Origin of the sequence: Roseinatronobacter monicus (assembly GCF_006716865.1) — a bacterium.
Taxonomy (GTDB): Bacteria; Pseudomonadota; Alphaproteobacteria; order Rhodobacterales; family Rhodobacteraceae; genus Roseinatronobacter; species Roseinatronobacter monicus.
The window spans coordinates 1,768,512-1,782,897 of sequence record NZ_VFPT01000001.1; the positions used below are offsets into that span (position 1 = coordinate 1,768,512).

Annotated in this window: 16 protein-coding genes; 3 read left to right on the top strand and 13 right to left on the bottom strand. The window is 60.0% G+C overall.

Going from position 1 to position 14,386, the window contains the following annotated elements:
• Position 1: 1 nt before the first annotated feature.
• The 3 genes from BD293_RS08375 to BD293_RS08385 all read right to left on the bottom strand — a co-directional run bounded on the left by BD293_RS08375 (position 2) and on the right by BD293_RS08385 (position 3,499).
• Positions 2-2,230, bottom strand: a complete 2,229-nt coding sequence (locus BD293_RS08375; protein WP_142080785.1) for a xanthine dehydrogenase family protein molybdopterin-binding subunit — start codon at positions 2,228-2,230, stop codon at positions 2-4.
• A complete protein-coding gene (locus tag BD293_RS08380; protein WP_142080787.1) occupies positions 2,227-2,700 on the bottom strand; it encodes a (2Fe-2S)-binding protein in 474 nt (157 codons plus the stop codon). Before BD293_RS08380 ends, BD293_RS08375 begins: the two co-directional genes overlap by 4 nt.
• A gap of 82 nt (positions 2,701-2,782) precedes the next feature.
• Positions 2,783-3,499: a DUF1223 domain-containing protein gene (locus tag BD293_RS08385; protein ID WP_142080788.1), complete on the bottom strand. Its 717-nt coding sequence runs from the start codon at positions 3,497-3,499 to the stop codon at positions 2,783-2,785.
• A gap of 244 nt (positions 3,500-3,743) precedes the next feature.
• Between BD293_RS08385 and acnA the strand changes: the two genes are divergently transcribed.
• The 3 genes from acnA (at position 3,744) to BD293_RS08400 (ending at position 7,706) form a co-directional block, all read left to right on the top strand.
• Positions 3,744-6,494, top strand: coding sequence for an aconitate hydratase AcnA (gene acnA / locus BD293_RS08390; protein WP_142080791.1), 2,751 nt, complete (start codon positions 3,744-3,746; stop codon positions 6,492-6,494).
• The gene (locus BD293_RS08395) at positions 6,491-7,204 is read left to right on the top strand and encodes an SDR family NAD(P)-dependent oxidoreductase (RefSeq protein ID WP_142080793.1); all 714 of its coding nucleotides are present in this window, start codon (positions 6,491-6,493) and stop codon (positions 7,202-7,204) included. Before acnA ends, BD293_RS08395 begins: the two co-directional genes overlap by 4 nt.
• Positions 7,205-7,310: 106 nt before the next feature.
• On the top strand, positions 7,311-7,706 hold the full coding sequence (locus BD293_RS08400; protein ID WP_142080795.1) for a hypothetical protein: 396 nt from the start codon (positions 7,311-7,313) through the stop codon (positions 7,704-7,706).
• On the opposite strand, the gene BD293_RS08405 is transcribed toward BD293_RS08400, so the two are convergent.
• The 10 genes from BD293_RS08405 to yajC form a co-directional block, all read right to left on the bottom strand.
• Complete coding sequence (locus tag BD293_RS08405; protein ID WP_142080797.1) at positions 7,707-8,108, bottom strand: GNAT family N-acetyltransferase; 402 nt, start codon at positions 8,106-8,108, stop codon at positions 7,707-7,709. It abuts the gene before it with no gap.
• The gene (locus tag BD293_RS08410) at positions 8,105-8,641 is read right to left on the bottom strand and encodes a DsbE family thiol:disulfide interchange protein (protein WP_142080799.1); all 537 of its coding nucleotides are present in this window, start codon (positions 8,639-8,641) and stop codon (positions 8,105-8,107) included. The genes BD293_RS08405 and BD293_RS08410 overlap by 4 nt, the downstream gene beginning before the upstream one ends.
• Entirely contained in the window at positions 8,634-8,792 is a 159-nt protein-coding gene (gene ccmD / locus BD293_RS08415) for a heme exporter protein CcmD (protein WP_142080800.1), read from the bottom strand. Before ccmD ends, BD293_RS08410 begins: the two co-directional genes overlap by 8 nt.
• On the bottom strand, positions 8,789-9,520 hold the full coding sequence (locus tag BD293_RS08420) for a heme ABC transporter permease (protein WP_142080802.1): 732 nt from the start codon (positions 9,518-9,520) through the stop codon (positions 8,789-8,791). The genes ccmD and BD293_RS08420 overlap by 4 nt, the downstream gene beginning before the upstream one ends.
• Positions 9,521-9,571: 51 nt before the next feature.
• On the bottom strand, positions 9,572-10,228 hold the full coding sequence (ccmB, locus tag BD293_RS08425) for a heme exporter protein CcmB (protein WP_142080804.1): 657 nt from the start codon (positions 10,226-10,228) through the stop codon (positions 9,572-9,574).
• Positions 10,225-10,848, bottom strand: coding sequence for a heme ABC exporter ATP-binding protein CcmA (gene ccmA, locus BD293_RS08430; RefSeq protein ID WP_142080806.1), 624 nt, complete (start codon positions 10,846-10,848; stop codon positions 10,225-10,227). Before ccmA ends, ccmB begins: the two co-directional genes overlap by 4 nt.
• Before the next feature lie 62 nt (positions 10,849-10,910).
• Positions 10,911-11,267 (bottom strand): Mth938-like domain-containing protein, encoded by a 357-nt coding sequence (locus BD293_RS08435; RefSeq protein ID WP_142080808.1) that lies wholly within the window; start codon positions 11,265-11,267, stop codon positions 10,911-10,913.
• Between the two features lies 1 nt (position 11,268).
• On the bottom strand, positions 11,269-12,240 hold the full coding sequence (gene secF / locus BD293_RS08440; protein WP_142080810.1) for a protein translocase subunit SecF: 972 nt from the start codon (positions 12,238-12,240) through the stop codon (positions 11,269-11,271).
• 10 nt (positions 12,241-12,250) lie between these two features.
• The gene (gene secD, locus BD293_RS08445; protein WP_142080812.1) at positions 12,251-13,918 is read right to left on the bottom strand and encodes a protein translocase subunit SecD; all 1,668 of its coding nucleotides are present in this window, start codon (positions 13,916-13,918) and stop codon (positions 12,251-12,253) included.
• Positions 13,919-13,969: 51 nt separating this feature from the next.
• Positions 13,970-14,293: a preprotein translocase subunit YajC gene (gene yajC, locus BD293_RS08450; protein WP_142080814.1), complete on the bottom strand. Its 324-nt coding sequence runs from the start codon at positions 14,291-14,293 to the stop codon at positions 13,970-13,972.
• Positions 14,294-14,386: the final 93 nt, after the last annotated feature.

The window sequence follows — 14,386 nt, forward strand, 5'->3', positions numbered from 1 at the left end:
TTCAAACCAGAAAATCCGCATGGGGCAGCAAGGGCAGCGACCGCACCCGCTGGCCGGTCAGGGCAAACAGCGCATTGGCCAGTGCGGGCATGGCAGGCGGCGTGCCCGGCTCTCCGACCCCACCCATATGCGGATTGTCCTGCACAATCGCCACCTCGATACGCGGCGTGTTGAACATACGCAGCGCATCATATTCGGGGAAATTGCCCTGATCCGCGCGCCCGTCGGTAAAGGTAATCTCGCCCATCAGCGCCGCCGACAGCCCGTAAATCAGCCCCGATTCCATCTGTGCGCGCACGATTGCAGGGTCCAGCACAAGGCCGGGATCACAGGCCATGAAAGCGCGTGCAATGCGAATGCCGCCATTCTCACGTTCCAGATCAATCACAACGGCTGTCGGCGTTCCAAATGACCAAGTCATCGCCACCCCGCGCCCCACCTCCTCGGGCACAGGCGCGCCCCAGCCTGACAGATCGCGCACACTCTCCAGCACACCGCCCGCGACGGGGCTTTCCGCGCCGACATGATCCAGCCGGAATTGCAACGGATCACGGCCCGCCGCATGGGCCAACTCGTCAATAAAGCACTCATGAAAGTACCCGTTGAAGGAGCTGCCCACCGCCCGCCAGAACCCGATTGGCACATCCAGTTCCGCCAGATGGCCCGCAACGCGGTAATTCGGGATTTCATAGGGCTGGTCAAACGCGCCCTCGACATGGCCCTTATCCGGCCCGCCCATCTCGCGCCCGATGATCCGCCCTATGGCCGCACGCGTCACGGACGGGGCGGCGATCTTGGCATCAAACAACACTGCACGCCCCTCCGTCACAGCGCCGCGCATACGGGCAATGGCGGCGGGACGGTAGAAATCATGGCGCATGTCCTCTTCGCGCGACCATGTCAGTCGGATCGGGGTTTCCGGCAACATCGCGGCCAGAGTTGCCGCCTGACGGGTGACATCCGTCTCGACCCGGCGCCCGAAACCACCGCCCAAAAACACCGTATGCAGAGTGACATTTTCCACTTCAATTCCAGCCGCTTCCGCCGCGACTTTCGCGTGCTCGCGCGGGGCCTGATTGCCCACCCAGAGTGTCAGATGTCCGTCTTGCAGCACGGCAGTGGCGCCCATCGGCTCCATCGTTGAATGGGCTAAGAACGGCACGCGGTATTCCACTTCGATCTCTGCCGCCACCTCATCGGGCGCGCCCTGATCGCGCATGGTAGAATTAGGCCGCGCGTCAAAAGCCCGCGCGATCTGGTCGAACATCGCATCGGGTGTGGCGGGCAAGGGCGAGGGGGTCCAGTCAATCTCGACCGCTTCTGCCCCTTGCATCGCGGCCCAAGTGTTGCTGCCAATCACCGCCACCCCATCGCCCAGATCAAGCACCTGCTCGACCCCTGCAAGGGCCAGCGCGGGTGCGGGGTCAAACCCTGCCATGCCGCCCCCCAGATAGGGGCAGTTCCGCACGGTCGCAAACTTCATCCCCTCCAGCACGATATCGGTGGAGAACTGCGCCTGCCCTGTCACCTTGGCGCGCATGTCGCTGCGCGGCAGCGACCGGCCCAGCAATGTCCAGTCATCAGGGTTGCGCAGGGCCACTTGTGGCACATCGCGTGTTGCGGCTTCTGACGCCAGATCACGATAGTCGATCTTGGTGCCATCTGGCGCAATGACATGGCCCAATTCCGTGCGTAAATCGCCGGCATCGACACCCATCCGCTCCGCCGCCACCGCCTTCAGCGCCTCACGCGCCGAGGCACCCGCCATGCGCATCCGCGTAAACCCGTCCACGGTCGAGGTAGAGCCGCCAGTCACCTGCAAGCCCAACAATTTGCTGGCCGCGCCCAGCCCTTCGGTCACGCGGCGTTGCCAATCTTTCATGTTATATTCAGGCACCGGCAAGGCCCCATGCGCCAGCGCGGCATTGAAATAGGCCGCAGCGGGTGGGCCGTGCAGAACGCGCAGGTTTTCCCAATCGGCGTCCAGTTCCTCGGCCACAAGGGCGGCCAGCGTTGTGTGCACCCCCTGCCCCATCTCGGCGCGCGGCGCGATGATGCTGATGCCTTGCTGGTCAATAATGACATAAGGGTTCAGGCTGGCCCCCTGTTCAGGGCGCAGAGGGTTCGTGACAGGCTTGCGGACCTGATACACCCCGAACGCAGCCCCGCCAGCTACAGCCACAGCCCCCACCAGAAGAGTGCGACGCGTGATTTTGCCAAGCCTGCTCATCCTGCGCGCCCTCCGTTCAGGACGCGCGCAGCGTCATGGATGGCCGCGCGAATGGCCGAATAGGTGCCGCAGCGGCACAGATTGCCGCCCATCGCGGCGTCGATGTCTTCATCCGTCGGGTCCGGGTTTTCAGATAGCAAGTCTGCGGCCTGCATGATCTGGCCAGACTGGCAAAAGCCGCATTGCGCAACCTGATGGCGGACCCACGCCTCTTGCAAGGGCGCAAGGGTGTCGTCTTGCGCCATCCCTTCAATCGTCGTGACATCGCCCCAGACATCGCCAACTGGTATCTGGCAGGCGCGCACTGCCTCGCCGTCGATATGCACGGTGCAGGCGCCACAGGCCGCTATACCGCAGCCGAATTTGGTGCCGGTCAGGCCGAAATCATCCCGCAGCACCCACAAAAGCGGTGTCTCGGGTGCCATATCGGTCTGCCTTGGGGTTCCGTTCACAACAAATGTCACTGTCATCGCATCCGCCTGCTTGCTCTCGAGCCACACCAAAACAGTAGCGCGACCGCGCAATTATTCATGAAACAATATAGTATTTTTTTTAACGCCGTCGCGCGGCTGCAAGCACCGGCCCGTGGCCTTGCTCCTGAATCACGACCACAACGGGATCATCGCCGCTGGTATGGACAGAATGCCGGAATGGGTTGACGCCGTCCCATGTGCCGATCACCTCCCAAGAGGTGACTATGTTACGGTAGACAACGGATTTGCCGTTATTTTCGCCACCGGTGATATCGACAGTCTCTGCGTCGCGGTAGCGCACCAATTGCACATCTGCGGCATAGGCAAGCCCGTCCTGCGCCACAGCCTCGATACTGACTTCGCTGCCGGGGCTACCTGTCAGTGTAAGCCGCACATCCGTATCAGAAACGAAGATCGACAAATGCCGCGCCAATGTTCCCATTACCTGCTGCTCGGATGACCCTTTCACTTCATCAATCCCGCCAATAATCATTTGCGGCGTGTAGACCGAAGCGCGCCCCTTGGAGCGTGCGTAATCCTTTTGTCGTTTGCTGAACTTCGACTTGCCGAAACTGTCGGCCCAGCCAATGTAATCCCAGTAATCCACATGCAGTGCCAGCGCTATGACATCATCGCGGTCGGCCAGCGCATCAAGCAATCTGTCCGCTGGGGGGCAGGCTGCGCAGCCTTGAGATGTAAATAATTCCACAAGCACAGGGCTTTGCTGCGCAACGGCAGGTGTTGCCAGACCAAGGATCGCAGATATCAATACTCCGCAGCGATTGGCCAGCCTCATGTGAGTATCCTGTTTGTTTCGGTAGCGCTGATCTAACCATGCACGGATGCCGGGGCCAATCAAGGTTTTGCGAGTACCCTGAAACGCGACAAGAACGCAACACCGGCCCCAAGTGGCAAAGCAGATGAATTTTTTGTGCACAACGGTATACAAATCGCCGGATTTTACTTGATCGGCCTTGCCAGAAAAGGGTATGGCATGGTCAGCAACAGCCATTTTCACCCTCAAGGGAGGCCAAAGCCCCATGACCGTATTCGTCGGAAAAGACAGCGCAGGCACGCGCAAGACCCTTAGTGCAGGCGGCAAAACCGTTGCCTATTACTCCATTCCCGCCGCAGAGGCTGCGGGCTTGGGCACGTTCTCGAAATTGCCTGCCGCGCTGAAGGTCGTGCTGGAAAACATGCTGCGCTTTGAGGATGGCAACACTGTCACCCTTGATGACATCAAGGCCTTCTCGGACTGGGCGGCAAATGGCGGCAAGAACCCCCGCGAAATCGCCTATCGCCCTGCCCGCGTTCTGATGCAGGATTTCACCGGCGTTCCGGCAGTGGTCGATCTGGCCGCCATGCGCGACGGGATCAAGGCATTGGGCGGCGACGCACAGAAGATCAACCCGCTGAATCCTGTTGATCTGGTCATTGACCACTCGGTCATGATTGACGAATTCGGCAATCCGCGCGCCTTCCAGATGAATGTCGACCGCGAATATGAACGCAACATGGAACGTTACACCTTTCTGAAATGGGGTCAGGGCGCGTTCAACAATTTCCGCGTTGTACCACCGGGCACCGGCATCTGCCATCAGGTGAACCTCGAATATCTGGCCCAGACCGTCTGGACCGACGAAGACCAGAATGGCGAAACTGTCGCTTATCCCGACACGCTCGTCGGCACCGATAGCCACACCACTATGGTCAACGGTCTGGCCGTGCTGGGCTGGGGTGTCGGCGGGATCGAGGCCGAGGCCGCGATGCTGGGCCAGCCTGTCTCCATGCTGATCCCTGAAGTTGTCGGCTTCAAACTGACCGGCGCGATGCTGGAAGGGACCACGGCGACCGATCTAGTGCTGAAGGTCGTGCAAATGCTGCGCGCGCATGGCGTGGTTGGCAAATTCGTCGAATTCTACGGCGACGGGCTGGACCACCTGCCGCTGGCCGACCGTGCGACCATCGCCAATATGGCACCTGAATATGGCGCAACCTGCGGCTTCTTCCCGATTGATCAGGAAACCTTGCGTTATCTGGAGCAGACTGGCCGCGACAAAGATCGCATTGCGCTGGTCGAAGCTTACGCAAAAGAAAACGGGTTCTGGCGCGGTGCGGATTATGCCCCCGTCTACACCAGTACGCTTGAATTGGACATGGGCACCGTTGTACCCGCCATTTCTGGTCCCAAGCGCCCACAAGACCATACGCCACTGGACCGTGCGGCCGAGAAATTTCTCGACGTTGTGTCCGAATATCGCGGTGTTGCTGCCGATGCCGATGCGGGCGATATGGCCGACGAAGGGCCTGCCCCATCCGCCCCTGCCGACCCGCGCAAAACAGCAACAGTCGATGGCGAGGGTTACACCTTGCGCGACGGCTCGGTCGTGATCGCGTCGATCACATCCTGCACAAACACTTCCAACCCCTATGTCATGATTGGGGCCGGTCTGGTTGCGCGCAAGGCGCGTGCACTGGGTCTGACCCGCAAGCCTTGGGTGAAAACTTCGCTTGCACCCGGTTCTCAGGTCGTGTCCGCCTATCTGGAAGCGGCAGAGCTGCAAGAAGACCTGGACGCCATCGGCTTCAACCTTGTGGGCTATGGCTGCACCACCTGCATTGGCAATTCCGGCCCGCTGCAAGAGGAAATCTCGAAGGCGATTAGCGACAACGATCTGATCGCCACGTCTGTCCTGTCAGGCAACCGCAACTTTGAAGGGCGCATCAGCCCGGATGTGCGCGCGAACTATCTGGCCAGCCCGCCGCTGGTGGTCGCCTACGCGCTGGCCGGTGATATGAATATCGACATCACCAAAGACCCAATCGCACAAACGCCCGACGGCAAGGATGTCTACCTGAAAGACATCTGGCCCACCCAGAAAGAAGTCGCCGATTTGGTACAGCAAACCGTCACGCGCGAAGCGTTCCAGTCGAAATATGCCGATGTCTTCAAAGGCGACGAAAAATGGCAGGGCGTCGAGACGACCGATTCCGAAACCTATGACTGGCCTTCCAGCTCGACCTATATCCAGAACCCGCCCTATTTCCGCGACATGCCGAAAGAGGCAGGCACCATCTCGGATATTACCGGCGCACGCGTGCTGGCCATCCTCGGCGACATGATCACCACCGACCACATCAGCCCGGCAGGCAGCTTCAAGCAATCCACGCCCGCTGGTAAGTATCTGGAAGAGCGTCAGGTGCCAGTGCGCGAGTTCAACAGCTACGGATCGCGTCGGGGCAACCATGAAGTGATGATGCGCGGCACTTTCGCCAATATCCGCATCCGCAACGAGATGCTGGACGGCGTCGAGGGCGGCTATACCAAAGGCCCCGATGGCGAGCAAAGCGCCATTTTTGACGCGGCGATGGCCTATCAGAATGATGGAACACCTTTGGTCATTTTTGGCGGCATCGAATATGGCGCAGGCTCGTCACGCGACTGGGCGGCAAAAGGCACCAACCTGCTGGGCGTCAAGGCCGTGATCGCCGAATCGTTCGAGCGCATCCACCGCTCCAATCTGGTCGGCATGGGCGTCATCCCCTTCGAATTCACGGGCGGCGATACGCGCAAATCGCTTGGCCTGACGGGTGACGAAACCGTCTCGATCACGGGGCTGGAGGGCGATCTGAAACCGCTTTCCGAAGTGCCCTGCACGATCACCTATGCGGATGGGCGCGAGAAAACGATAGCACTCAAATGCCGCATCGATACCGCCATTGAGAAGGAATATGTCGAGCATGGCGGCGTGCTGCACTATGTGCTGCGCAATCTTGCCAAGGCGGCATGACGCGGCGCGTCATACTGATAACTGGTGCCGCCCGAGGGATCGGGCGCGCCATTGCAGATGTCTTGGCCCCGGATCATGACCTTGCAATCACCTACAAGACCGCGGCAGAGGATGCCGCGGTCTTTTGCCAACAGCACCCCCAAACGCTTGCCCTACAGGCCGACCTGCGCAGTGCAGACCCGACAGCGCTGATTGCCTCAGTAATTGCGCGCTTCGGGCGGCTGGACGGGCTGGTGAATAGTGCGGGCCTTATCAGCGCCGAACCCCCGCCAGATGCATTCGACATGGCACTTGCGCAAGACATTCTTCACGTTAATGCGCTCGCCCCGATGGCCCTTATCAGCGCGGCACTGCCGCATTTGCCGCGCGGTGGTGCAATCGTCAACATCACCAGTATCAATGCCCGTTTTCCACCCGCCTCTGCCCCGGTTTACGGCGCGAGCAAGGCTGCGCTGGAAAACCTGACCATCGGCTGCGCCAAGGCGCTTGGCCCGCGCAGCATTCGAGTGAATGCCGTGGCACCGGGGGCGATTGAACGCGATTATGCGCCGCGTTCCGCAGAAATGATCAAGCGATTCACCGATGAAACCGCGCTGTCGCGGCTGGCCCAACTGGATGAGGTGGCGCAGGCCGTGCGCTTCCTGCTCTCGGACGCGGCCAGCGGCATAACGGGAACTGTGCTGCCTGTCTCAGCAGGCTTTCGACTTTGATAGATTTTGCATCGCCTTGACCTGAAAACCATCGCAGGTCAGTTGCTTGACGCCACCACGCCACACGGCTAGGCAGGCGCTCACACTCGACCAGGAGCCACGCCCCATGTCTACCCGCATCATCGCCCTAACACTCCTCGGCCTTGTGATGGGCTTTATCATCTTGATGGCGTCCGTGTCTTTCTTCGTGCGCGAGCCGCTGCCAATCGTCGGCGCAAACCAGACCTTGTTGCTTCACACAGTGGAACTGACCCCGCAAATCCGCACATCGGTTGCCATTGACGGCGGCTACCGAGTTGACCTGACAGTCGAGCATTCAGAGGCACAAGACCCGCAAGTGGTGCTGCGCCCCGTCGGCGGTCAGGCAATCATGCTGGACACAGGCACGGATAGCAGCGGCGCATGGTCCGGCTCTGGCCAGATGACGCGTCCAGGCCGTTGGGAGCTGATCCTGACCAACGGCACAGAGCGCGAGATCATGCCCTTCATCGTGCGCGAATAATCACGACCCTTTGGCAAAGACGAAAGCGCCCGTGTGGCGCGTATAGCCCGCCACCTCGTAAAAGCTGACCGCATCCGGGGCTGATAGCAGCAAACAGGTTTTGACGCCCGATGCCTCTGCCGCCGTGCGCGCAAGCAGCGCCTTGCCAATGCCCCTGCCCTGTTGCGCGCGATCTACGCACAGATCAGAGCAATACAGGCAATAGGCCCAATCAGTGATCGAACGGGCAACCCCCACCAAGCGCCCAGCATACCGCGCGGTGACCACCAGTTGCGCGCCGCGCAGCATGGCATCCAGCCGCGTCAGGTCTGTGGGTCGGCGCGCGGCCAGCCCTGACGATGTCAAAAGCGCCGCAAATTCTGCGGCGCTCAGATCCGGTTCCAACTGATAGCTTACGCTCACCGCGCAGCCGCCTGCTCGATCGCGGGGCGAATGCGGTTGGCGACAACCTCGCGTGTGATTGGCCCTGCAAAGCGCAAGACGATTGTCCCGTCCCCTGCCACGACATAGGTTTCCGGCACGCCATACAGGCCCCAATCCAGCGCCATCCTGCCTGCCGCATCTGCTCCGCTCGCGGCAAAGGGATTGCCCAATTCGTCCAGAAACTCCAGCGCACGATCTGGCTGGTCGCGGTAGTTGATCCCATAGACGGGCAATTCCAACGCCAATTCTTCCAGCAACGGATGCTCGGCCCGACAAGGCGCACACCACGAGGCCCAGTAATTCACCAGTTTCACCTCGCCGTCGCGCAAGGTGTCATCGTCGAACATCTCCAGATCCCCCAACTGCGTCAGCATCACAGCAGGTGCCGCCTGCCCTTCGCGCGCAGAGGGCAGTGCTTCACGATCCTCTCGCAGATTTCCGAACCAAAACAATGCGGCGAGTGCCAAAAACAACACTGGCGGCAAGAACATCAGCGGTCTGAATTTACCCATTCTCTCCTCGACGTGACTCAATTTCATTCAGCTGTCGGCGCACCGAGCGGCCTCGCACCCAATACCACAGCACCAGAACCCCGATCAGTCCCAATGACACAAGATAGGCCAGCGATACTTCCAGCGCATAGCGTCCAAGATCGGGCATCATGCCATCCGCTCCCGCGTGACAAGCGCCTTCATACGGCGCGCCCGGATTTCAGTGCGCGTGCCCGCCAGCACAAGCGTCAGGAAAATCAGCCCAAAGCCCACCATGCAGGTGTAAAGCGGTGCCTTATACGCCCAATCCATACGTGTGCCGGGTGCCACCGACAGCGACGCCCCCTGATGCAAGCCCTGATTCCAGAAATTTGCCGCATAGCGCGACAGCACCGCGAAAACCGATCCCACCAGACAAAGCACAGCCGTCAGGTCCGCACCAGTATCGGGGTCATCAATTGCAGACCACAGCGCAATATAGCCCAGATAGAACAGGAACAGGATCAGAAAGCTGGTCAGGCGCGGATCCCACGCCCACCATGTGCCCCACATCGGCTGGCCCCAGACTGCGCCCGTTATCAACCCGATCAAGGTCATGACCAGCCCCACAGGGGCCGCCGCCTTGGCCGCCAAGGCGCTGACATGATGCCGCCGGATCAACCACACAAGCGAGGCCACCAGCATCATCACCCACGCATTGATCGCCATCATGGCGGCGGGCACATGAAGGAACACGATCTTCACAGTGGACCCCTGCCGAAAATCATCCGGCGTAAAGAAAAACCCCCAGATCAGCCCGGTCGCTGTCACGACAAGCGCTGCCACCGCCACAATCGGCAACAGCCAATCTGTGGTCCGCATGAATTTCAGCGGGTTTGCATATTCCCAAAAGGACGCCATGAGACTTACCTATCTTTCACTTGGGTCGCTCTCAACTCCGCATCGCGCGGCTCACCGAAGGTTTATCCGCAGCACATGGGCAGATGCAAAGGGCAATATTGCCACAGCCCCCGCCGTGATGCCCGCAAGCAGCGCCAGCGGCGTGTCAACCGCCAGCCCCATCGCCCCGCGCGACACCACTTCTGCGCCGAAAACGAGTGTCGGAATATATAAAGGAAGCACCAGCAAGGACAGCAACAATCCCCCCCGCTTCAACCCGACAGTCAGCGCCGCGCCGAAAGTGCCGATAACCGACAAGGCCGGCGTGCCCAAAGCCAGCGACACGATCAGCCAGACATAGGCCTCGCCGGGCAAGAACAGCAGCAACCCCAAGACTGGCGAGATCAGAACCAACGGCAGACCCGTCGTCAGCCAATGCGCCAGTGCTTTGATGCTGACCGCCGCTTCCAGCGGCACCGGCGCTGTCGCCAACAGGTCAAGCGAGCCATCCTCGAAATCCAGCGCAAAGATCCGGTCAAGCGACAACAAACAGGCCAGCAGCGCGCCAACCCACAAAATACCGGGCGCGATGCGGGCCAGAATCTGCGGCTCCGGCCCCACGCCCAACGGCACCAGCACAGCCAGTATCAGAAAAAACGCAAGCCCCAGCCCAAAGCCACCGCCCGCCCTAAAGGCCAGTCGCAAATCCCGCATCAACAGCGCGATCACAAGAATGCCTCATCAAAACTGCCGCGGCCCGGTTCTGGCAAACGGGCTTTGAAGCGCGACAAATCAAGGATCTCGGCCTCTGGCAGACCCAGATCAATATGCGTGGCCATCACCGCCATTCCTCCGCCAGCCAGATGCTGGCGCACCACATCCACAAACAGCGCAACCGACGCCGTATCCAGCGAGACTGTGGGCTCGTCCAGCACCCAGACCGGTCGACCCGTCACCATCAACCGTGCCAGTCCAAGCCGCCGCTTTTGTCCCGCTGACAGGTTTTGCGCCGCGCGTTCCGCCAGACCGCGCAAATTCATCTGCTCTAGCGCAGTATCAATTCCGATGGTGCCATAAATCGCCGCCCAGAAACGCAGGTTTTCCGCCACGGTCAGGGTGGCCTTGATCCCATCGGCATGTGCCGCATAGGCAATGGCATCAGGCGCACAGTCAATCTTGCCCGCCAATGCGGGCTGCAATCCGGCAATGGTGCGCAACAAGGTTGTCTTGCCGCAGCCGTTGGGTCCGCGCAACACGAGGGCCGCACCGGGGGTCACTGTGAAACTTACCCCCTCCAACAAGGCAAGCCCCCCCCGTGCGCAGGCAATATTCGTTACACCAAGCGCCACAGGCTGCCCCGCTGCGCACAAACCCGCATCATTTTCTTGCAATAAATACTCAAATCCCGCCCTCAGCCCACAGGCAAAACGGCAAGGGCAACGCGCCTCTGTTCGGACAGCAGAACGTTATATGTCCGACAGGCGGCGGGGCTGTCCATTGCCTCGACCCCCAATCCGGCATCCTCCAGCGCGCCCCGCAAGGGTGCCGGAATATGCGCAATCTCACCGCCTGTGCCGATGAACACGACATCCACTTGTCCAGCCAGCGCCAGCAGCGCTTCGGTGTCGTCATATCCGCCCCATGGCAGCACCTGCCCTGGCACGACCAGCAAAGGGGCCTCATGCGCCACGCCGCCGATGCGGAAGAAACCCGGCCCGTATCCTTCGACGGGCTGAGCCGCACCGAAATCAACTTCGGTCAGGCGCATCTCAACTCTCCTTGACGCCGAACTGGGTGCCTGCCGTATCACCCGAATTCTTGGACCAGTCGCGTTTGACCCCAAGCCGCAGCAACACCGCCGAGGCCACGAAGACCGAGGAATACGTCCCCACGATCACACCCCAGATCATGGCAAATACAAATCCACGGATCACATCGCCCCCAAGGATGAACAGCGCAAGCAGTGCGAGCAATGTGGTGACCGAGGTCATCACCGTGCGCGACAGCGTCTCGTTGATGGACAGGGTCAGCACTTCCTTGAGAGGGCGCTTTTTGTATTTGATCAGGTTCTCGCGCACCCGGTCAAACACCACCACCGTATCATTCAGCGAGTAGCCCACGATTGTCAGGAGTGCAGCAATAATCGCCAGATCAAAGCGGATCTGTAGCACGCTGAAAATCCCGATTGTCAGCACAATGTCATGCACCAATGCGGCCACCGCGCCCACAGAGAACTGCCATTCAAAGCGCAGCCAGATATAGAACAGCACCGCCGCAAGCGCCAGAACCACCGAGATGATGGCTGACTGGATCAACTCCCCCGACACCTTTGGCCCGACCGAATCTACGGCGGCAAAAGTCAGCGTCGGGTCCAAACCCTGCAACGCGTCGCGCACCGCAGAAATCTGTTCTGTGGTGATGGCCTCTGTGCCTTCCTGTGCCTGAATACGCACCATCGCAACATGACGATCAGTCCCGAAGGCAGGGTCGAACACTTCTGTGATGGCCACATCGCCAAAGCCCAGCGGCATAATCGCCGCGCGGTATTCGCCGATATCGACCGGGGCCTGCGCCTCGGTGCGGATCGAGGTGCCGCCACGGAAATCGATGCCGAAATTCAGCCCCATCACCGCGAACGCGACGATCGACAGCACCATCGCCACCACAGAGCCGCCGAAAGTTGTCTTCCAATGACGGAAGAAGTCAACAGAGGTGCCTTGCGGAACCAGTTTAAGTCGCATGTTCAACCCCTCAGATTGCGAGTGTTTTCGGGCGTCTGCGCTCGAAATAGATAACCATCATCAGCCGCGTGACCATCAGCGCCGTAAAGACCGACGTCAGAATGCCCAAGCCCAGCGTGATCGCAAAGCCCCGCACCGGACCAGAGCCCATCGCAAACAGGATCAATGCTGTGATGAAAGTGGTGATATTGGCATCCAGAATGGCTGACAATGCCTTGTCATAGCCCAGCTCGATGGCACGCGCTGGCCCTTTCGCCGTTCGCATTTCTTCGCGTATTCGCTCGAAGATCAGCACTGTCGCATCAACGGCCATACCGATTGTCAGCACGATCCCGGCAATGCCCGGCAGCGTCAGCGTGGCCCCGATCAGCGACAGAAGCGCAAATATCATCGAGATGTTCAGCAACAATGCGATATTGGCGATGATCCCGAATATGCCATAGCTGGCCAGCATGAAGCCCAGCACCGCGACCATCGCCACCATGGCGGCAATGCGGCCCGCGTCGATACTGTCTTGCCCCAATTCAGGGCCAACTGTGCGCTCTTCCAGAAAATCCATCTCGGCGGGCAGCGCGCCTGCGCGCAGCAACACGGCGAGTTGGCTTGTCTCCTCAACTGTGAACCGGCCTGTGATAATGCCCGAGCCGCCGGGAATATGGCTTTGGATCACAGGGGCAGAAATCACCTCGCCGTCCAGCACAATGGCGAAGGGATTGCCGATATTCTCGGCGGTATAGATGCCGAAAGCGCGCCCACCTGCCGGATTGAAGCGGAAATTCACTGCTGGGCGGTTGTTCTGGTCCATGCCGGGCTGTGCATCAACCAGCTGTTCGCCGGTCACGACAGGTGTTTGTTCCAGAATGTAATAGCTTCCCGGCTCGTCTATCGACGGATAGATCACCTGCCGGGGTTCGGGAACCTGATCGGGGTTTGACGTCACATTCACAACCGGATGAAAGGTCAAGCGCGCGGTTGTGCCGATCAGCTCTTTCAGTTCTTCCGCAGAGCCGATGCCGGGCACCTGTATCAGAATCCGATCCGAGCCTTGGCGTTGAATGGTAGGCTCTCGCGTGCCTGCCTCATCCACGCGTCGACGGATGATTTCCAGCGACAGACGCATTGTGCGTTCATCCGTGGCAACGCGCTCGGCCTCGGACAGGGTGACGACGATATCTTCGCCCTCTACACGTACTTCCAGATCACGGGCCTGCGAAAACCCCGAGATTGACTGTGTCGGCTGCGCCAGTTCGCGCACGAAGCTGGCCGCCTCGTCAATCGCATCTGTATTGGTGATGCGCACCCGCAATTCGCCCGGATCATCGGATGGAATGCGCCGCACCGCGCCTACGACGTCACGGTCGTCACGCAGCCGGTCGCGCACCGAGGGCCACATGCCGTCAATGCGGTCTGCATAGACTTCTGACACACGCACTTCTGCCAGCAGATGTGCGCCACCGCGCAAATCCAGTCCCAGATTGACCAGGAACGACGGCAGGAAGAACGGCCACGCTGCGCGCGCGTCCTGCATCGCAGCATCGCCTTGCCCTGCCTCAATCATTGCAACGGCATCATTATGTCGCTCAACCCGGTCATAGAACAGGTTGGGAATAGCGAACAACAGCGCCAAAGCGCAGATTGACCAGATCAAGACGCGTTTCCACATCGGTATTTGCAGCATCAGAGCATCGCCCCCGGGTGTTCAGGTGTCAGGACAGGCCGTACAGGACTGTCATTCTTTCGCAGCAGGCTCTGTCTTGGAAATCACATTGGCGATGGTCGCCTTGAGAACGCGAACCTTGACGCCCTCTGCAATCTCGACCTCTGCCTCGCCATCTTCCTTGACCTTGACCACTTTGCCGATGATCCCGCCTTGGGTCACGACCTGATCGCCGCGCCGCAATGCACCGACCATTGCCTGATGTTCCTTCATCTTTTTCTGCTGTGGACGGATCAGCAGGAAATACATGATGACGAAGATAAGAATAAAGGGAATGATCGAAATCAGACCGCTGGCGGCACCGGCATCTTGCGCATAGGCAGGTGTAACGAACATGGAAGCTCCTGTCATTTGAAACCCGAAAATCCGGGCATGAAAGCACGCCCCGGACACGTATCCAAAGGGCAATTTCGCGCGCACCCTACTGGC